This window comes from Streptomyces sp. NPDC021080, assembly GCF_044333225.1.
Lineage (GTDB): Bacteria > Actinomycetota > Actinomycetes > Streptomycetales > Streptomycetaceae > Streptomyces.
The window spans coordinates 389,638-408,705 of sequence record NZ_JBIRQM010000009.1 but is presented as its reverse complement, the minus strand read 5'-3'; the positions used below and the strand labels follow the sequence as shown (position 1 = coordinate 408,705).

Sequence of the window (19,068 nt, the reverse complement as noted above, 5' to 3'; positions counted from 1 at the left end):
TCGTTCGACTTGCATGTGTTAAGCACGCCGCCAGCGTTCGTCCTGAGCCAGGATCAAACTCTCCGTGAATGTTTACCGGTAATCCGGTGGAACACACACGAGAGCGGAACAACCGGTCGGAATAGGACCGGTCGTTCACAGCGTCCTCGCTGTGCGCCTGCCCCAAGGGGACAGGACTTTTTCAAAGGAACCTCGCCCCGACCGAGATTGGCCGGAGACGGGGTATCAACATATCTGGCGTTGATTTTTGGCACGCTGTTGAGTTCTCAAGGAACGGACGCTTCCTTTGTACTCACCCTCTCGGGCTTTCCTCCGGGCGCTTCCCTTCGGTCTTGCGTTTCCGACTCTATCAGATCCTTTCGGGCCTGATTCCCAGTCAGCGGGGTTTGTCTTTCCGGCCGTTGGGCCGTTCCGACGTCTCAAACTTTAGCGGATCTTCCCGGCAGTTCCTAATCGGGCCGCCGGGCCCCAATCGAGTTGAATTCGGGCACGCCGAATTCGTCCCGGCTGGGAGATCGTGCTGGTGGTTTGATTGCCGCATCAGCGGCGGAGGTGTCGTCGCCGAACCGTTCCGGCTCCGTGACAACTCGAAGGACTTTACGGATCCGCCAGGGCAGTGTCAAACCGCCCCTGTCAAGATCTTTTAATCGAGGTCGCTGAGCCGGCCGCCCGCGTCCGGCTGGGCGTCCTCCACCCGTCGCAGCAGACGGGTCAGGACCTCGCCCAGGACGCTTCGGTCCTCGGTGGACAGGTCCTGGAGCAGGTCCTCCTCGAAGACCGTGGCGAGACGCATGGCCTCCAGCCACTTCTCGCGCCCCTCGTCGGTCAGCTCGACGATGACGCGTACCCGGTTCGACTCGTCGCGCTCCCGGGTGACCAGCCCCTCCCCGACCATGCGGTCGATGCGGTGGGTCATGGCGGCGGGAGTGAGGCCGAGGCGCTTGGCGAGCTCGCTCGGGCCGAGGCGGTACGGGGCGCCAGCGAGGACGAGCGCCTTCAGGACCTCCCACTCGGCGTTGCTGATGCCGAGTGCCGCGGTCTGACGGCCGTAGGCGACGTTCATCCGCCGGTTGAGGCGGGACAGCGCCGAGACGATCTTCTCGACCTGGGGGTCGAGGTCCTGGAACTCGCGCTGGTAGGCGGCGATCTGCTCTTCGAGTGTCGGCTCACTGACGCCGGGGGTGTCACCCATGGCCCGAGTATCGCATGACGCCGCTTGGTGTCGAAGTCCTTCGAGGTGTAGAGTTCAACATCGAACTTTAGCTTTGAAGTCTTCAGGCTTGCATCCATGCGTAGGGAACGTGTCGCGGACACGGCCCGGCACGGGGAGTCCGTACGGCTTCACGACCAAGGCAGGTGAAAGTGACCAGGGCGATGGGCGCAGCGATGCGCCGGATCCACGTGGGCAACGCGCTCGGCGCGTTCGGGCTCGGCTTTACCGTCCCCTTCCTCTACGTCTATGTGGCGCAGGTGCGGGGACTCGGCTCCATGACGGCGGGCGTCGTGCTCGCCGTCTTCGCCGTGGCCGCGCTCGTCGTGCTGCCGTTCGCCGGCCGGGCGATCGTCCGACGCGGTCCCCAGCCGGTCCTGCTCGCCGCCCTGGTCACCGCCGCCCTGGGCGCGCTGAGCCTCGGTCTCGCGAACAGCGCGACGACCGTGGTGCTGTCGGCGGCGGCGCTCGGCGCCGGGCAGGCGGTGATGCAGCCGTCGCTGGCGACGATGATCGTGGACTGCTCCTCGGCGGACACCCGCTCGCGCGCCTTCGCGACCCAGTTCTTCCTGCAGAACCTGGGCCTCGGCGTCGGCGGGCTCATCGGCGGCCACATCGTCGACCCGGACCGGGCGAGCTCGTTCACGCTGCTGTTCGCGATCGAGGCGGCGATGTTCCTGGTGCTGGTCGTGATCATGGCGACCGTCCGGATGCCGCACGCGCCGCGGATCGACGGGGACACGCCTCATTCCAGGGGCGGCAGCTGGAAGCAGCTGCTCGGCAACCGGGCCATGGTGCAGCTCTCCGTGCTGGGCTTCGTGCTGTTCTTCGCCTGCTATGGACAGTTCGAGTCGGGGCTGTCGGCGTACGGCGTCGAGGCGGCCGGGATCTCCACGTCCGCGCTCGGTACGGCGATGGCGGCGAACACGGCGATGATCGTGGTCGCGCAGTTCGCGGTGCTGAAGTTCGTCGAGCGCCGCAAGCGGTCCCGGGTGATCGCCGCGGTCGGGCTCATCTGGGCCGTCGCCTGGCTGGCGGCCGGATACGCGGGCCTCGGGCACGGCAGCCGGACCATGGCCGCGGCGGCCTTCGTCTCGACGTACGCGCTGTTCGGGCTCGGTGAGGCGATGCTGTCGCCGACGGTCGCTCCGCTGGTCGCCGACCTGGCGCCGACGGGCATGGCGGGCCAGTACAACTCGGCCTTCGCCCTGGTGAAGCAGCTCGCGCTGGCGATCGGCCCGGCGGTGGGCGGCCCGATGGGGGCCTCGCTGCACGGCCCGTACGTCGTGACGTTCCTGCTCTTCTCGCTCGGCATCACCGCCTTGGCGCTGCGGCTCGGGCGGCGGCTCACCCCCGTACAGGATCAGCCGTGGCTCGCGCGGAGCCGGGTGGTCGCGCAGGGCGGGGCCGCTGCCGAGCCGGTGCCCGCGAGCGCCTGACCGCAGGACGGGCGCGGACCACGGGACGGCCGCCATCACGGAGTGACGTGATGGCGGCCGTTTCGTGTGTGCGGCGCGGGTCTCAGCGGGTGCGGATGCCGGTCAGCAGGTTGGCGGTGAAGGGGAGGGTGGTGGTGCCGTCGGGGGCGGTGTGGCCGGCCAGGCGGGTGCGGACGGACCGCCCCGCGCGCAGGAGCGCGTCCTCGCCGGCGGTGTCGACGATCGTCTGCCCCCAGGACGTGGACGAGAGCTGGCCGGGGGCGTACGCGTCGAGGGGCGGGAGGGGGATGCCGAAGGTGATCCGCCGGACGGCGACGTCGTGGAATCCGGCGCCGCGCAGGGCGGCGGAGAGCCGCTCGGGGGTGCCGGAGAAGGCGCCCTCGTAGTTCGCGGCGAGCTCCTTGCCGCCGTACTCCTCGACCGCCTCGTACTGGGCGACGAAGTACGGGAGGAGGTCCCTGGCGGCCCACGCGGTGGCGGCGAAGCGGCCGTCGGGGCGGGTCACGCGGGCCGCCTCCGCGAAGGCCGCGTCCAGGTCGGGGAAGAACTGGACGCCCTGCTGGCACAGGACCGCGTCGAAGGCCGCGTCCTCGTAGGGGAGTCTTTCGGCGGAGGCGACGGTGAAATCGATGTCCGGGTACATGCGGGGCGCGTGCTCCACGGCCACGCCGATCATGCCCGCGTTGACGTCCGCTCCCGAGACCCGGCCGGAGGGGCCGACCCGGGCCGCCGCGGCGCGGGCCACGAAGCCGGTGCCGCAGGCCAGGTCGAGCGCCTTGGCGCCGGGGTACAGGTCGGCCGCGTCCAGGATCGCGTCCACGAAGGGCACCATGAACGGCGCCGCGTACCGTTCGTAGCGCTCCGGGGCACTTCCTTTGAGCTGAAAGCCCGATTCGTCTGCCATGGGGAGCTCTTAGCACCGGGCGGGCCTCCCGGCCAGGGGACGCGCGGGACGCGTCCCGGTGGCCCGGCCCTCGACGTACCCGGGGGAGACACGAAAGACCTGCCCGGCGTGCGGATTCGGTTCCCGGCGCGGGGATTCAGTTCCCGGCACGCGGGAGCGCGAACTCGCACCACACCGCTTTCCCGCCACCCGGTGTGCGGCGGGAACCCCAGCCGGAGGCGATCGTGGCCACGATCGCGATGCCGCGGCCGGCTTCGTCGCCGGGTTCCGCGCGGCGGCGGCGCGGGAGGTGGTCGTCGCCGTCGGTGACCTCGATGATCAGGCGGCGGTCGGTGCGGCGCAGCCGCAGCCGCATCGGCGGCGTGCCGTGCTGGAGCGAGTTGGCGACGAGTTCGCTGGCGGCCAGGACGCCGAGGTCGTGCAGATCGCCGGGGAAGCGCCAGCTGGCCAGCACTCCGGAGGCGAAGGCACGCGCGCGTGGGGCCGCTTCCATGCCGCCGAGCAGTTCCAGGGCGGCGTTGCGGAAGAGCTCGCCGTCGGATCCCGTGCGGGACGGGTGCTGGAGGACGAGGACGGCGACGTCGTCGTCGTGCTCGGCGGTGACGCCGGCCGCGCGGACCAGGCGGTCGCAGATCACCTGGGGGCTGCCGGTGGCTCCGGCCAGGGCGCGTTCCAGGGAGGCGATGCCCTCGTCGAGGTCCTCGTCACGGCGCTCGACGAGTCCGTCCGTGTACAGGACGGCGGTGGAGCCGGGGCCCAGCGGCACGGAGCCGGAGGCGTGGAGCCAGCCGCCGGTGCCGAGCGGCGGGCCGGTCGGCTCGTCGGCGCGGTGGATGGTGCCGTTCTCGTCGCGGACCAGGATGGGCAGGTGGCCTGCGGAGGCGTACACCAGCCGACCCTCGTTCGGGTCGTGGACGGCGTACACGCAGGTGGCGATCTGGTTGGCGTCGATCTCGGTGGCGAGGCCGTCGAGAAGCTGCAGCACCTCGTGCGGTGGCAGGTCGAGCCGGGCGTACGCGCGCACGGCCGTGCGGAGCTGGCCCATGACGGCGGCTGCGCGGACCCCGCGGCCCATGACGTCGCCGATGACGAGCGCGGTGCGGCCGCCGCCGAGGGTGATGACGTCGTACCAGTCCCCGCCGACGGCGGCCTCCGTGCCGCCGGGCAGGTAGGTGGCCGCGATGCGCAGGTCGTCGGGCTCCTCCAGCTCCTGCGGCAGCAGGGAACGCTGCAGGGTGACGGCGGTCTCGCGCTGACGGCGTTCGCTGGCGCGCAGCCGCTCGGCGGCCTCGGCGTGATCGGTGACGTCGGTGGCGAAGACGAGCACGCCGCGGCCGTCGCGCTCCGCGGAGGCGTCGACGGCGGAGGTGTCGACGGGGGTGCAGGTGAACGTGTAGGAGCGGCCGGTCGACACCTTGCGGGACTTGACCGTGCGGGGCTTGGCGCTGCGCAGGACCTGGTCGAGGAGCGGCAGCAGGCCGAGTTCGTCGAGCTCGGGCAGGGTCTCGCGCGCCGGTTCGCCGGTGGGGCGGGCGCCGAAGGCCGCCGTGTAGGCGTCGTTGACGTACGAGACGCGGTGCTCGGGGCCGTGCACGAGGGCGACGAGGGCGGGGACGCGGTCGAGGACCGCGCGCGCCGGGAGTTCGTCGACGGCGAGCCCGGGTACGGCGTCGTCGGTCAGCCGCTCGACGCGGGCCGCCGGCACGGAGCCTTCCCCTCGCCGGTCCGGGGCGGCCGTGTGGGTGGCCGTGTGCTCGGTCCGCGCGGCGGCGCGGCGCTGCGTTCCGGGGAGCCGGGCGCTCCAGCGCGTGAAGTTCACAGTGGGGAAAGCCTCGTGTTAGAAGGGCGAGCGGTTCACCCGCCCAAAGTCGTGGACCTGTCTGGCAGTCTGGCCGACCTGGCCTACATCCGTCAGACGCCGTCCCTGCCGGTGGAGTTCCTCGGTCCGGTCAGGACGACCCCTTCGGGTCGGTCGGAGGCTTTCCCCCGGCCGCCAGTTCGAACTCCGCACGGGGATGTTCGAGCGAACCGAGGGACACGATCTCCCGCTTGAAGAGACCCGCCAGGGTCCATTCGGCGAGCACACGGGCCTTGCGGTTGAAGGTCGGCACCCTGCTGAGGTGGTAGACGCGGTGCATGAACCAGGCAGGATAGCCCCTCAGCTTGTGGCCGTAGACGTGTGCGACTCCCTCGTGCAGCCCCAGGGACGCGACCGAACCGACGTATTTGTGGGAGTACGTCTCCAGGGGTTCGCCGCGCAGGGTGTGCGCGATGTTGTCGCCGAGGACCTTCGCCTGGCGCACGGCGTGCTGGGCGTTGGGCGCGGTCTCCTTGCCGGGTTCCGCGGTCACGTCGGGGACGGCGGCGGCGTCTCCGGCGGCCCACGCGTGCGTGACGCCGTCGACGGCGAGCTGGGGCGTGCACCGGAGCCGCCCGCGCTCGTTCAGGGGGAGGTCGGTCGCGGCGAGGACGGGGTGCGGTTTCACGCCGGCCGTCCAGACGACGGTGCGCGTCGGGAAGCGCGAGCCGTCACTGAGGACGGCGACCCGGTCGGCGCAGCTGTTGAGGCGGGTCTCCAGGCGTACCTCGATGTTGCGCCGGCGCAACTGGCTGACCGTGTACCGGCCCATCTCCTCGCCGACCTCGGGCAGGATGCGGTCGGAGGCCTCGACGAGGATCCACTTCATGTCCTCGGGCTTGAGGTTGTGGTAGTACCGCGCGGTGTAGCGGGCCATGTCCTCCAGCTCGCCGAGCGCCTCGACGCCGGCGTAACCGCCTCCTACGAAGACGAAGGTCAGGGCCGCGTCGCGGATCGCGGGATCGCGGGTCGAGGAGGCGATGTCCATCTGCTCGATGACGTGGTTGCGCAGGCCGATGGCCTCTTCGACCGTCTTGAAGCCGATGGCGTACTCGGCGAGTCCGGGGATCGGCAGGGTGCGCGAGACCGAGCCGGGGGCGAGCACGAGTTCGTCGTAGGTGATCTGCTCCGCGCCCGCGCCCTCCTCCTCGGTGGCGAGCGTGGTGAGCGTGGCGGTGCGCTTGGCGTGGTCGATCGACCGGACCTCGCCGATGACGATCCGGCACCGGTCGAGGACCCGGCGCAGCGGAACGACCACGTGACGCGGCGAGATCGAGCCCGCGGCGGCTTCGGGAAGGAACGGCTGATACGTCATGTACGGGTCGGGCGACACGACCGTGATCTCGACCTCGCCCCGCTTCAGTTCGGGCTTCAACTGCCGTTGGAGGCGCAGGGCGGTGTACATGCCGACGTAGCCACCGCCGACGATGAGGATGCGCGCACGTTCCTTCACCATCCCATGACGCACCCCGCTCCGGAGTTTGTCCACAGCCCCGGCAATTTGTGTGACCGGTCGCCGACAACGTGCAGAGTTGGCCGGTTTGCCGGAGTCAAGGGAAAACCCGCAGTTCAAGGTGGGTGAGGGGGGTACTCGGACAGGGCGCAATCGGGACGTAAGGGGTCCGTACTCCGATCGGGGGGCGCTCTGTGCGGAACCTGCCCCTTCTGAATTGACCCCCTCTCAACTATGTTCGTGTGTCGACGGGGTGTAGGGGGATGCGCTCGGCGAGTCCGTACGAGGATTCGCACACCAGCTTGTTCCACACGCTCCGGTCTGTCGATGGCGGGGAGAGTCTCCGGGGGGAGACGTCATTACCGGGGGAACACTTATGCACATTCAGGACTCTCATTGGGCTTCCGCGTCGGCCGTCGCACCCGCTGGTGCGATGACCGGAGCGGCAACGAGCGGCAACGGCCGCGGTCCGGCGGACGGACCGCGCACGACGCCGCTGCGTGTGGATGCACAGCGCAATCTGGAACACGTACTGCGCGCGGCGCGCGAGGTCTTCGGCGAGCTGGGGTACGGCGCGCCGATGGAGGATGTCGCCCGGCGGGCGAGGGTCGGTGTCGGCACGGTGTACCGGCGCTTCCCGAGCAAGGACGTCCTGGTGCGCCGGATAGCCGAGGAGGAGACCTCCCGGCTGACGGACCAGGCCCGCGCCGCGCTCGGCCAGGAGGACGAGCCGTGGTCGGCGCTCTCGCGCTTCCTGCGCACGTCGGTGGCCTCGGGCGCCGGACGGCTGCTGCCGCCGCAGGTGCTGCGGGTCGGCGTCGCCGAGGACGAGGCGGAGCCGGACGAGGCGCGGGTGCCGCAGCAGCGGTCCCAGACCGCGCCCGAGCTGCGGCTCGTCGAGCAGCGGCCCGCTCCCGAGGACGAGCCGGTGATCGCCGCGGTGGACGACGCCGGCGCGGCGGCGCTGCTCGAGGTGGTCGGGCGGCTCGTCGACCGGGCGCGTGCGGCGGGCGAGTTGCGCGCCGACGTCACCGTGGCGGACGTCCTGCTGGTCATCGCGACGGCGGCGCCCTCGCTGCCGGACGCGGCCCAGCAGGCGGCGGCCTCGGCCCGGCTCCTCGACATCCTGCTGGAGGGCCTGCGCTCGCGTCCGGCGTGAGCCGGGGCGAGGGTCTGCGCGGCACGGACACGGAAGTCCTGTGGGGCGCGGACACGGAAGTCCTGTGGGGCGCGGACATGAAAGTCCTGTGGGGCGCAGGCGAGTTCCGGCCATGGAACAGCGCTCCGGACCACGAGGACGCACCGTGTGCGCGTGAACCACGCGCACACGGGCGTTCCCGGAAACGCGGATGCTCCCGGGCACGAGTGGGATGCCACTCGTGCCCGGGAGCACCGGTCTCTCACACCGCCCCGCGTCCAGGCCGGTCTGCGCCCCCTCCGTCACATCGTGCGGAACGAGCCCACCGCCAACTTCCTTACGCGACAGCAGCTTCCGCGCCCATGGCGGCCATGGACCATTCCCCGAACGGGTGACCGTTAGTGCTGCCGAGCGGGTAATCCCCCCGGACGAGTGGTTGGTCCGTACGAAGGGGTGCCGCCGGGGGAGCCTGTGGCAGTCTGTCCCGGTATTCGGGTCCGGGTGTGCAGGCGGGGGCTTTTCGGCGTGAGCGTTGACGGGCGGGACGAGTCACTCGGTGACGGTGGTGCCGACGGCGGCACCGGAACCGGCGGCTCACCGGCACCGCAACTGCCGGGCCAGGGCGGCCCGCACGGCGGAAGCCCGCGCAGCAGCCCCCCGGACGGCGACGACGCGGGCAGCCGTGACGCGGACTGCGGCACCCCGGACACCGCCCCCCTCCCCGGCACCGGCGCGACCGACGCCGCCGTGCCGTCGCAGCGCGACCGCTGGGACCGGCGCGAGGGCAGCGTTCTGCCGCCCCCTCGGGAGCCGGAGCCGACGGGGGCGCCGCCGCCCCCGGACGCCGGTCTGATCGAGCGGATGCGCGCGGGCGACGACACGGCGTACGAGGAGCTGTACCGCCGGCACGCCGAAGCCGTCCGCCGCTACGCCCGCACCTGCTGCCACGACCCGCACACCGCCGACGACCTCACGGCCGAGGTGTTCGCCCGCATGCTCCAGGCCGTACGCGGCGGCAGCGGCCCCGAGCACGCCGTGCGCGCGTATCTGCTCACCACCGTCCGCCGGGTCGCCGCGCACTGGACGAAGTCGGCCCGACGGGAACAGCTGGTCGACGACTTCGCGGTGTTCGCCGCGCAGGCCGCCCGTGGATCGGAGGTCTCCGCCGACGACACCCTCGACCTCGGCGCCGACGTGCGCGCGATGCACGAGGCCGAACAGTCCATGGCCATGCGGGCCTTCCGCTCGCTGCCGGAACGCTGGCAGGCCGTGCTGTGGCACACCGAGGTCGAGGACGAGTCGCCGAGCGAGGTCGCCACGCTCTTCGGTCTCGACGCGAACGGCACTCGTGTACTCGCCAGCCGCGCCCGCGAGGGACTCCGGCAGGCCTACCTCCAGGCGCACGTGAGCGACACGCTCACCCTGGACGAGGAGTGCGCGCGCCACGCCGACCGGCTCGGCGCCTACGCCCGCGGCGGTCTGCGCACCCGGGCCGAACGGGGCCTGCGCAAGCACCTGGAGGAGTGCGCCAGGTGCAGGCTGGCCGCGGGCCAGATCAAGGAGGTGGCCGGCGGGATCCCCGCGGTCGTGCCGGTCGCGGTCATCGGCTGGTTCGGTGCCGCCGGGTACGCGAAGGCCCTGGCGCTCATCGCCGGTGGCGCCGGAGCGGGTGCGGCCGCGGGCGCGGCGGCCGTGGCGGGCGGCGGCTCGTCGGGAGCGGGCGCCGGGGGTGGCGCGGCACTCTCCGAAGGGCTCGGCGCACCGGTCAAGGCCGGTATCGCGGCGGGTGTCGTCGCGGTGGCCACGGCGGCGGTGGTGCTCTCCCTGGTCGGCAACGACAGCACCGCCCGGCGGCACGAGGCGGGACCGGCCGCCTCGCCCGCCGTCGAGGCGCCGGTGCCGTCGCCCGCGCCGCCCGGGAGGTCCCCCGCGCCGAAGCCACCGGCCGTGGTGCAGGGGCCGGTTCCCGCCCCGCCCTCCGCGACGGTGCCGAGACCCACGCCGAGGCCGGCGCCGAAGGCGACCCCGAGCCCGAGTCCACCTCCCGAGCCGACTCCGGCCCCCACGCCGACCCCGCCGGAACCGACCCCGACGGAACCCGACCCGACGCCCACACCCACGCCTCCCCCGCCGGCCCCCGCCGTCTACCGGTGGAGCGACCTGGACTACGACGTCATCGGCGACCACACCGAGCCGGAGATGCGGCTCGGTGAGAGCAGCTGGGTGTGGCAGCGCGACAGAATGAGCATCGCGGAGACCCGGTACACGAACGGAGTGACCGTGCACGGCCGGTCGTCCGTCACCATCGACCTCAACCGCGACTGCAGCGCGTACGACGCGATGGCCGGTGTCGACGATCTGATGCTGGGCCTGGGCACACTGCGGTTCTCCGTCTACGCGGACGGGTCCCGGCTGTGGCGGTCACCGCTGATCGAGGGCGGCGAACCGGCGGTCCCCGTCCACGTGGATCTCACGGGCCACCGGACGGTCCGGCTCGTCGTCGAACCCCACAGCCCCTTCGACTCGACGTCACTGGGCGACTGGGCGGAGGCGAAGTTCCTGTGCCGGTGAACGCGCGGTCGGCTCCGGTACCGGTGGACACCCGGGCGCTCCCGCGCCGGTGAACACCCGGGACACGCACCAGGCATCGCAGGGCGGACGGAAACTGTCGGACAGGCCCTAGGCGGCGGGATGCGCCTCGAGGGCTTCGGCCAGGTCGCCGAGGGCCTCTTTCTGGGTGTAGCCGAAGCCCCGGGCCCGCTCGGACTCGTAGCGCTCCGGGCCGAGCGCCGCGAGGGCCGCGGCCTCGGTGCGCCGGACCTCGGCGCTCTCACGGGCGGACCGCAGATCCCCGCCGCGCCAGCCGGTTCCGGCGGCCGTCAGCCGCGTCGCCACCGGGTGGGCGCCCAGCTCGGTGAACAGCCGGGCGGCGCTCTCGACGAAGGCCGCCACCACCACGTCGGCGCACCGCGCGGCCGTCGCGTGCCGCAGCGCGGCACCCATCTTCCGCAGGCCCGGCACCGGGCCGGACTCGGCGGCCGTGACCAGGGCGTCGATCCAGTTCAGGCCCGCCGTGAACTGCGGTGGAGGGGTGCCCCGGAGGCTCTCCTCGCGCGCCTTCTCACACAGTTCGCGCGCGCGGGCGACCTCGCCGCCCTCCAGGACCACCTGGGCCCGCAGCAGATGGACGAACGCCCGGGAGTCCATCACCCCGTACTGGTCGGCGGCGGCACTGGCCTCGTCGAGTGTCGCCAGGGCCAGGGCCCTCTCGCCCGCGCGGTGGGCGATCTCGGCCAGCCGCGCCATGAGGAACGGCACCTCCGCGTACGCCCCCACCTCGTGGGCGAGCCGCAGCGCCTCCTCGTACTCGCCCTTCGCCTCGTCGAACCTGCTGCGCGCCATGCCCGCCTCACCGGCCGCGCTGCACACCTGGGCGCGCATCCAGCGGTCCCCGACCCGTCGGCTGATCTCGCGCAGTTCCTCCAGGTCCTCGTCCACCCCCGGCATACCGCCCGGGGCGTCGACGATCATGTGCGTACGGAACATGAGGGCGACGCCGATCTCCCATTCACCGCCGTACTCACGGCAGTTGGTGACCGCCGCGTTCATCGCGGGCCCCATGTCGTCCGGATCGCCCAGGAAGTGCGCGGCCATGGGCCAGACGATCCCCGGCATGCGCGCCGCGTCCGGGCCGCCCCGCTCGAAGGCGCCCCTCACCCGCTCCACGTACTCCCGGAGCCGTTCTTCCCCCCACTCGTCCAGCGGGACGACGTCCACCTTCATGAAGAGGTGGAGCATGCGCAGCCGCATCCGCACGGCGTGCAGCGGGTGCCGTTCGTCGCGCTCGGGGTGGTCGAGAAAGGCGCCCACCGGATCGACGTCTTCGAGCCGGGAGAGGAGACGGTCACCGGTGGCGCACCCGGAACGGCCGGCCGCCGTCGTCCGGTCACCGACCGGTGTGTCGAGCAACGCTCCCAGTTTCAGGACGAGTTCCGTCCACCGGATGCCCTCGTGCCGGAAGTTGCGCAGCCACCAGAACCAGCCCATGTCGAGGACGAGAGCGCCTGCCTCCTCCTCGTCCCCGGCGGCGAGGGCGCGCCAGAGGGCAGCCCTGATGTTGTCGAGCTCGGTCTCCAGCCTCCGGATCCAGGGGAGTTGGCCGGCCGAGCGCAGCTGGGGTTCGGCCTCCTCCGTCAGGGCTCGCACCCACGCACGGTGGCGCCGCTCGGCGGCGGCGCGCAGCTCGGGCACCTCGGCGGCGCGCTCGGTGGCGTACTCGTGGATGGTTTCCAGCATGCGATAGCGCATACCGCCGCCCGCATGGCCCCCGGCGCTCCCCGCGCTCCCACCGCTCCCACCGCTCCCGGGGTCGCGCGGGCCGGCGCCTTCTCCGCCCCGCCCGCCGGGTCCTCCGTCGCCGTCCTGCCGGCCGTCGGCGCCCGTACCGTCGGGGGTGGCGACGAGGAGGGACTTGTCGACGAGCGCGCCGATGAGGTCGGCCGCGGGACCGGTGCACACGGCCTCGGCGGCGGCCAGATCCCAGCCGCCCGCGAACACGGACACCTCGCGCAGCACGGTCCGCTCCCGTTCGTCGAGCAGCTCCCAGGACCAGTCGACGACGGCGCGCAGGGTCTGCTGGCGGGGCAGCACCGTACGGCTGCCGGAGGTGAGCAGCCGGAAGCGGTCGTCGAGGCGGTCGGCGATCTGTCGCGGGGTGAGCAGCCGCAGCCGGGCCGCGGCCAGCTCGATGGCCAGGGGCAGGCCGTCCAGCCGCCGGCAGATCTCGTCCACGGCGGCGGAGTCGTGGAGCGCGCCGACGGCGTCGGGGCGGGCCACGAAGGCCCGCTCCCTGAAGAGACGGCGCGCGGAATCGGGCGGGAGCGGTTCGACCGGGCGCACCAACTCGCCCGGAACACCGAGGGGTTCGCGGCTGGTGGCGAGGATCGTGAGCCCCGGGCAGCGGGTCAGCAGCGTCTCGGCGAGCTCGGCCGCCGCGTCGATCACATGCTCGCAGTTGTCGAGGATCAGGAGGTGGCTGCGCGGGGCGCAGTACTCGACGAGCAGGGCGACCGGGTCGTCCTGCGCGACCGCCTTCTCGCTGGTGATCAGCGCGGTCTCGCGCAGACCGAGGGCACTGACCACCGCGCCCGGGACGGCCTCGGGCCGGTCGAGCGGGGCCAGCTCGGCCAGCCATGCCTGGGAGAGCCCGGCGGCGGCTTCCTCCGCGAGGCGGGTCTTTCCCGAACCACCCGGTCCGGTCAGCGTGACCAGTCGTGCCCCGCGCACATCCGAACGGATGGCCGCGATCTCACGTTCCCGTCCGACGAACGAGTTGAGCCGGGGGCGGATGTTCCCGGTCCGCCGGGCGCGGAAGGGATCTCCCGGACGGGGACCGGCGGTCGGCGCGGCGGACCCGCCTTCCCGCGGTCCGCGGGCATCCCGCGGGTCCAGCAGGGCGGCGTGCAGGTCTCTCAGCTCCGGTCCGGGATCGGTGCCGAGTCCCTCCGTCAGGGCACGGCGCACGTCCTCGTAGGCGGCCAGCGCGTCGGCTCCGCGACCGGTCTCGCGCAGGGCGCGGATGAGCAGGACGTGCAGCGCCTCGTCGTACGGGTGGGCCGTCGTCAGTTCCTTCAACTCCGGTACGAGGTCGAAGGCACGGCCGAGCCGCAGGTCCGCCTCGACGCGGCTGCGCGTCGCCTCCAGGCGCAGGGCCTCCGGGCGGGTCGCGGCGGTGCGGTCGGGGAGGTCCGCGAGGGCGGGGCCGCGCCACAGGGCGAGGGCTTCGGCCAGCCGGGCGGCGGCGGTACGGGGGTCGCCGGTGTCGAGCGCCGTCCTGCCCTCCGTGACGAGCCGCTCGAACACGAACAGGTCCACGTCGTCCCGGGTGGCGCCGAGCCGGTAGCCGCCGGCCTCGGACGAGACCGCGTCCTTGCCGATGGCGCGGCGGAGGCGGCCGACCAGCGCCTGCAGCGCCGCCGGCGCGTCCTGGGGCGGGTCGTCCGCCCACACCTCGTCGATGAGGGTGTCCGGGGAGAGGGTGCGGGCGGGGTGGCTCGCCAGGGCTGTGAGCAGCGCGCGTACCCGGGGGCCGCCCACCGTGACGAGGGTTCCCCGGTCGTCCTCCGCCTGGGCAACCCCCAGAATCCTGTACCGCACGCCCCCATTCTCACCGCCCGCCCGCCCCAGGTCACCGCCTCGCCCCGACGAGCCGGCCCCCCGTTCCCCTCCCACCCCCGGAGACCGGGCCCCGCACCAGCCTTCTTTCGCCCCCTCCGCCCCTACCCTTCCCGTACCCGGGGCTCCGCCCCAGCCCCCGCTCCTCAAACGCCGGAGGGGCTGGTTCTCGTACCCGCAGCCGGAATCCGGCGGGAGGGGCCGTGCCGGTACATCGATGCCCGTCGCCACCGACGGCCACTCCTCACCCAACGGCGACGGGCTGATGCACCGGCACGGCCCCTCCCCACCCACCGGACCGCGAAACGCCAGAGGCGAGCGGACCTCAGGCCTGCCGAGCCCCCGCGCCCAACGCCCGCCCCTGCGGCACTATCCCCGCGGGCACGGCGCGCTGACGCGCCGGTGTCCCCGTCCAGCACGTCCCGCGCCGCGCCAGCAGCCGCCGCAGCCACAGTTCCAGCGAGACGAGATCGGCCAGCCCGTCGAGGGGCAGCGGCGCCCCCTCCGCGGCCGAGCGCAGCGCCTTGCGGACGACGCGCGCCTCGACGAGCCCCGCCTGCGCGAGCAGGGGCGTGTCGAACAGGGAGACCAGGGAATCGGCAGCCACCCGCACCCCGGTCCGGTCCGCCGCCGCGGAGGTCGCATGGGTCGGAGCCCCCCACCCGGAGGGCAGATCGGCCACCCCGGCCCCCTCCAGCACCGTACGCAGGATCGCCGCCCGCGCCCCCGGCTGCACCCGCAGCGCCTCCGGCAGCTCACGGCACGCCCGGACGACCTGGTTGTCCAGGAACGGCGTGTGCAACCGCTGGAAGCGGATCTCGGCGGCCTGCTCCAGGACGCGGACGTCGGCCGCGTGGCGGGCCAGCGCGGCGCGGGCGCGGAAATCCCCCGGGCGCTGTCCGGGTCCGACGTTGAGCCGCCCTCCGCCCCCTTGGAGACGAACCGATACTTCGGCCAGTGCCTCCCCGGTCAGCCAGCGCGCCGCCGGCCCGGGTCTCGCCCAGCTGAGCGCGGCGAGCGACGCGCCCACCGCGCTTCCGGGGTCGTCGAACCGCCGGTGCAGCAGCTGTTCGGCGAGGACGTCGACCCCGGTGCGGTACGGCGTGCGGGCGAGCTTGCGCGCGGCTCCGTACACGCGCGCGGGGACCATCACCGAGCCGTCGGCCTTCGTCAACGCGGCGACGGGACGCACCAGATGGCGCCGTTTGCGGTCCATGAGCAGATCGGCGAGCCGGGCCGGATGGGCGTCCAGCACCTGACGCGCGCCGTAACCCGTGAAGTGGTCCGCGCTGCCGGAGGCGAGCCGCGCGCGATGGCGTGCCGCCGTCACCAGGGAGGGCCCCGGCTCGTCGGTCAGCGGTCCCTCCAGGTCGGCGTAGGGGAGCGACTCCTCGCCCCCGGTGACGACCACGTGGTGCAGCCGGGGGTTCGCGGCCAGCGCCCCGGCCCGCTCCAGCTCGGCCTCGAGCCCCCGCACGGCGAGGTCGTTGAAGGTGACCGCCAGGAGCCGTTCCCCGGCGCCGGTGCCGTGTCCGAGGACCGTGCCGGGCGCGCCGGGCAGGCCCGCGGCGAGCAGCGCGAGGGTTCCCGAGGCGGGCCCTCCGGAGAGGTCGGCCCCGATGCCGGGCACCGGTGTCCCGCGAGCGGCGCGCCGCTCGGCGGGTCCCATGCCGGGCACGGGTCCGGGGTCCACATCGGTGCCGGGCACGTGCCGGGGGGCGGAGAGGCGGGTGCGGACGGCCTCGACCAGGGCGTCCCGTACGGCGTCCACGGCGATCGCGGGATCGGCGATGGGCGCGGCGACGGCGAGGGAGGCGACGGGTTCGTACCCGACGATCTCGCGGGCTCCGGCCCGCAGGACGAGCGTGTGTCCCGGCGGGATGCGGCGGACGCCTTCGTACGGGGTGGAGTCGTGCACCGCGGCGGGGACGTCGGGGGCGGCGAGCATCGCGGCCAGGTGGCCGAAGTCGAGGTTGGCCTCGATGAGGTCGGCGAGCGGGAGGGCGGCGGTGGCGTAGGCCGTGCCGCCGGCCCAGGGGGTGTAGAAGACGGGCCGGGCCCCGGCGAGGTCGCCGCAGACGGTCACCCGGCGGCCGACCTGGACGACGGCGGTGTAGCTGCCGGACCAGTTGGTGAGGTGGCGCAGCGCTCCGCCGCGCGCGGCGAACAGTCCGACCCGCAGTTCGTCGTCCGAGGCCCCGCAGGTGCCGAGGACGGCGATGCGGTTCTCGGCGTCGGCCTTCACCACGCGTACCTCGTCGGGGCGCCAGTCGCCGACGGCCCACAGCGGATCGGGGTCGCCCCACAGGAGTTGGGAACCCACGGGATGCACGGTCTCGCCGTCGTCACCCGTGGCGCCCGCCGAGCCGACCGCGGGCGCTCTGGCGACGGTGCTGCTCCATCCCACCAACCATCGCATCGCCGCCTCCACAGGCTGTGGACAACCAGTGCACCGTACGAACTCGGCACCATGCTGCCACGAAGGAGGCGCATGAGAGGGCCCCTGCGGCGGCTTGCACTCCCCGAAATGCGCCCCCACGCGAACGTCCGCGCCGCCACACGGGGGCGCCCCACTCGCAAATGCCCTTCCCTCAAGGCCCGTTGAGGAGATCTACGGCCTCCACCACGACCCGGAGGGAAATCACCCACGGCCCGCCACCGGGCCCCTGCCGGACCGCCACCGCCCACCACCGGACCCCGGCCGGACCGCGACGGGCCGCCCCCGAGGCCCCGGCCGGACCGCGACCGAGCCGCCCCGACCACCACCGGTCCCGCCGGACGGTCCCGACCACCACCGACCACCACCGGCCCCACCGGACGCCGCCAGCCCACGAGGCGTGCCCCGCACGGCAGTTGCCGCGCGAGGACCCGGCGGCCCGGCATCTTCGCGAGGCACCCCTCCCGCACCACCCGACCCCCGACAGGTCGACGCGAATGCGCCCCCGATACGCTCCCTCAGGACGCCCTTCGCGCCCTCAACTCGTATGGTGGGAGCCCTGATTGCCCTCGGAGGGGGCCATCGGTTTTCGGCCAAATCGGCGACGGGCGGACAACCGCGGACACGCTCCGTACAGGCCCTGCGCACCGCTTCGACAACGCACAGTCCGGGAGGCGGAGTTCGCCCCCCGGACCGGTCCGCCGCCCGCGGGGATGTAGGCGGCGGTGTCCCCCAGCCCACTGGATCCAGTACAGCGGGCCGACCCACGCACGTTCCATGGAAGCGCTCCCCGCGATGGCCGGAGAAGAGCGCACGGACGGGCGCACGGCCACACAACAGGAGCACGCCGCGACAGTCCGTACAGTCGTACGGACCACAATCCCGCCAACCGGACGTACGCCCCTTAACGCTGGGGATCGGGCGAACTACGCTGGGTTTACGAATGCCGCGTGGTTATGCCACCGCGGCAGCCGTCTGTGTCGAGGGGTGGCGCATGTCCAGGGAGCAACGCGGGCCGAACGAAAAACTCGGCGCCGTTCTCGCCCTCGCGGGAATCAGCAACGCAGGACTCGCGCGTCGCGTCAACGATCTTGGCGCTCAACGCGGGTTGACTCTTCGCTACGACAAGACGTCGGTGGCGCGCTGGGTGTCGAAGGGCATGGTGCCGCAGGGCGCCGCGCCGCACCTCATCGCGGCCGCCATCGGCCAGAAGCTCGGCCGGCCCGTGCCGCTCCACGAGATCGGCCTGGCGGACGCGGATCCCGCGCCGGAGGTGGGCCTCGCCTTCCCCCGTGACGTCGGGCAGGCGGTGCGGTCGGCGACGGAGCTGTACCGCCTCGACCTCGCCGGGCGCCGGACCGGCGGCGGCATCTGGCAGTCGCTGGCCGGCTCCTTCGCCGTGAGCGCCTACGCGACGCCCGCCTCACGCTGGCTGATAACCCCGGCCGACAGTTCGGTGGCGCGCGAGGTGAGCCCCGGCGAGGGCTCGGGAGCGCCGCTGAAGGTCGGCCACAGCGATGTGCTGAAGCTCCGCGAGGCGGCCGAGGACGCGAGGCGCTGGGACTCCAAGTACGGGGGCGGCGACTGGCGTTCGTCCATGGTCCCCGAGTGTCTGCGGGTCGAGGCGGCGCCGCTGCTGCTCGGCTCCTACTCCGACGAGGTCGGCCGGGCGCTGTTCGGCGCGTCGGCGGAGCTCACCCGTCTCGCGGGCTGGATGGCCTTCGACACGGGCCAGCAGGAGGCGGCGCAGCGCTACTACATCCAGGCACTGCGGCTGGCCCGGGCGGCCGCCGACGTGCCCCTCGGGGGCTACGTCCTGGCCTCCATGTCCCTCCAGGCGACCTACCGGGGCTTCGGCGACGAGGGCGTCGACCTCGCTCAGGCCGCCCTGGAGCGCAACCGCGGTCTCGCCACGGCCCGCACCATGAGCTTCTTCCGGCTCGTCGAGGCACGGGCCCACGCGCGCGCGGGCGACGCCCAGGCGGCCGGCGCGGCGCTGAAGGCCGCCGAGGGCTGGCTGGAGCGGGCCCGGGACGGCGACAACGACCCGTCCTGGCTCGGCTTCTACGGCTACGACCGCTTCGCGGCCGACGCCGCCGAGTGCTACCGCGACCTGAAGGCGCCGCGCCAGGTGCGCCGCTTCACCGAGCAGGCGCTGTCCAAGCCGACGGAGGAGTTCGTGCGCTCGCACGGGCTGCGTCTGGTGGTGTCGGCGGTCGCCGAGCTGGAGTCGGGCAATCTGGACGCGGCGTGCGAGCAGGGCGTGCGGGCGGTGGAGGTCGCGGGGCGCATCTCCTCCGCGCGCACCACCGAGTACGTGAAGGACCTGTTGCACCGGCTGGAGCCGTACGGCGACGAGCCGCGCGTGGTGGAACTGCGGGAGCGGGCCCGTCCGCTGCTGATGGCTCCGGCCTAGCCGCCGAAGGCTCCGGTCCGGACGGAGCGCCCGACGACT

10 protein-coding genes and 1 rRNA gene are annotated in these 19,068 nt (G+C 73.2%); 4 read left to right on the top strand and 7 right to left on the bottom strand.

The features are described from left to right. A 16S ribosomal RNA gene (locus ACH4S8_RS24370) occupies positions 1-69 on the bottom strand; the annotation flags it as partial. Between the two features lie 574 nt (positions 70-643). Further along, positions 644-1,192, bottom strand: a complete 549-nt coding sequence (locus ACH4S8_RS24365; protein WP_398397342.1) for a MarR family winged helix-turn-helix transcriptional regulator — start codon at positions 1,190-1,192, stop codon at positions 644-646. A gap of 182 nt (positions 1,193-1,374) precedes the next feature. On the opposite strand from ACH4S8_RS24365, the gene ACH4S8_RS24360 reads away from it, so the two are divergent. After that, positions 1,375-2,649, top strand: coding sequence for an MFS transporter (locus ACH4S8_RS24360; RefSeq protein ID WP_398397340.1), 1,275 nt, complete (start codon positions 1,375-1,377; stop codon positions 2,647-2,649). Between the two features lie 82 nt (positions 2,650-2,731). Here the strand turns inward: ACH4S8_RS24360 and ACH4S8_RS24355 are convergent, their stop codons facing one another. The 3 genes from ACH4S8_RS24355 to ACH4S8_RS24345 all read right to left on the bottom strand — a co-directional run bounded on the left by ACH4S8_RS24355 (position 2,732) and on the right by ACH4S8_RS24345 (position 6,867). After that, the gene (locus tag ACH4S8_RS24355; RefSeq protein ID WP_398397338.1) at positions 2,732-3,553 is read right to left on the bottom strand and encodes a class I SAM-dependent methyltransferase; all 822 of its coding nucleotides are present in this window, start codon (positions 3,551-3,553) and stop codon (positions 2,732-2,734) included. Positions 3,554-3,689: 136 nt separating this feature from the next. After that, a complete protein-coding gene (locus ACH4S8_RS24350; RefSeq protein ID WP_398397336.1) occupies positions 3,690-5,372 on the bottom strand; it encodes a SpoIIE family protein phosphatase in 1,683 nt (560 codons plus the stop codon). A 130-nt stretch (positions 5,373-5,502) separates the two neighbouring features. Beyond that, positions 5,503-6,867, bottom strand: a complete 1,365-nt coding sequence (locus ACH4S8_RS24345) for an NAD(P)/FAD-dependent oxidoreductase (protein WP_398397334.1) — start codon at positions 6,865-6,867, stop codon at positions 5,503-5,505. A 373-nt stretch (positions 6,868-7,240) separates the two neighbouring features. Here ACH4S8_RS24345 and ACH4S8_RS24340 point away from each other — a divergent pair, with 373 nt between their 5' ends. After that, positions 7,241-8,023, top strand: coding sequence for a TetR/AcrR family transcriptional regulator (locus ACH4S8_RS24340; RefSeq protein ID WP_398397332.1), 783 nt, complete (start codon positions 7,241-7,243; stop codon positions 8,021-8,023). A 504-nt stretch (positions 8,024-8,527) separates the two neighbouring features. Further along, on the top strand, positions 8,528-10,573 hold the full coding sequence (locus ACH4S8_RS24335) for a sigma-70 family RNA polymerase sigma factor (RefSeq protein WP_398397330.1): 2,046 nt from the start codon (positions 8,528-8,530) through the stop codon (positions 10,571-10,573). 108 nt (positions 10,574-10,681) lie between these two features. Here the strand turns inward: ACH4S8_RS24335 and ACH4S8_RS24330 are convergent, their stop codons facing one another. Beyond that, positions 10,682-14,158 carry an AfsR/SARP family transcriptional regulator gene (locus ACH4S8_RS24330; RefSeq protein ID WP_398397328.1) on the bottom strand — a complete coding sequence of 1,159 codons (3,477 nt, stop codon included), beginning with the start codon at positions 14,156-14,158 and terminating at the stop codon, positions 10,682-10,684. Between the two features lie 343 nt (positions 14,159-14,501). Further along, positions 14,502-16,595 carry an asparagine synthase-related protein gene (locus ACH4S8_RS24325; protein WP_398397326.1) on the bottom strand — a complete coding sequence of 698 codons (2,094 nt, stop codon included), beginning with the start codon at positions 16,593-16,595 and terminating at the stop codon, positions 14,502-14,504. Between the two features lie 1,012 nt (positions 16,596-17,607). Here ACH4S8_RS24325 and ACH4S8_RS24320 point away from each other — a divergent pair. Further along, the gene (locus ACH4S8_RS24320) at positions 17,608-19,029 is read left to right on the top strand and encodes an MFS transporter (RefSeq protein WP_355769030.1); all 1,422 of its coding nucleotides are present in this window, start codon (positions 17,608-17,610) and stop codon (positions 19,027-19,029) included. Positions 19,030-19,068 lie beyond the last annotated feature (39 nt).

Excerpts from the sequence above, each read along its gene's own strand:
- ACH4S8_RS24365 (WP_398397342.1), bottom strand. The coding sequence starts at position 1,192 with ATGGGTGACACCCCCGGCGTCAGTGAGCCGACACTCGAAGAGCAGATC.
- ACH4S8_RS24360 (WP_398397340.1), top strand. The coding sequence starts at position 1,375 with ATGGGCGCAGCGATGCGCCGGATCCACGTGGGCAACGCGCTCGGCGCG.
- ACH4S8_RS24355 (WP_398397338.1), bottom strand. The coding sequence starts at position 3,553 with ATGGCAGACGAATCGGGCTTTCAGCTCAAAGGAAGTGCCCCGGAGCGC.
- ACH4S8_RS24345 (WP_398397334.1), bottom strand. The coding sequence starts at position 6,867 with ATGGTGAAGGAACGTGCGCGCATCCTCATCGTCGGCGGTGGCTACGTC.
- ACH4S8_RS24340 (WP_398397332.1), top strand. The coding sequence starts at position 7,241 with ATGCACATTCAGGACTCTCATTGGGCTTCCGCGTCGGCCGTCGCACCC.
- ACH4S8_RS24325 (WP_398397326.1), bottom strand. The coding sequence starts at position 16,595 with ATGCGATGGTTGGTGGGATGGAGCAGCACCGTCGCCAGAGCGCCCGCG.
- ACH4S8_RS24320 (WP_355769030.1), top strand. The coding sequence starts at position 17,608 with ATGTCCAGGGAGCAACGCGGGCCGAACGAAAAACTCGGCGCCGTTCTC.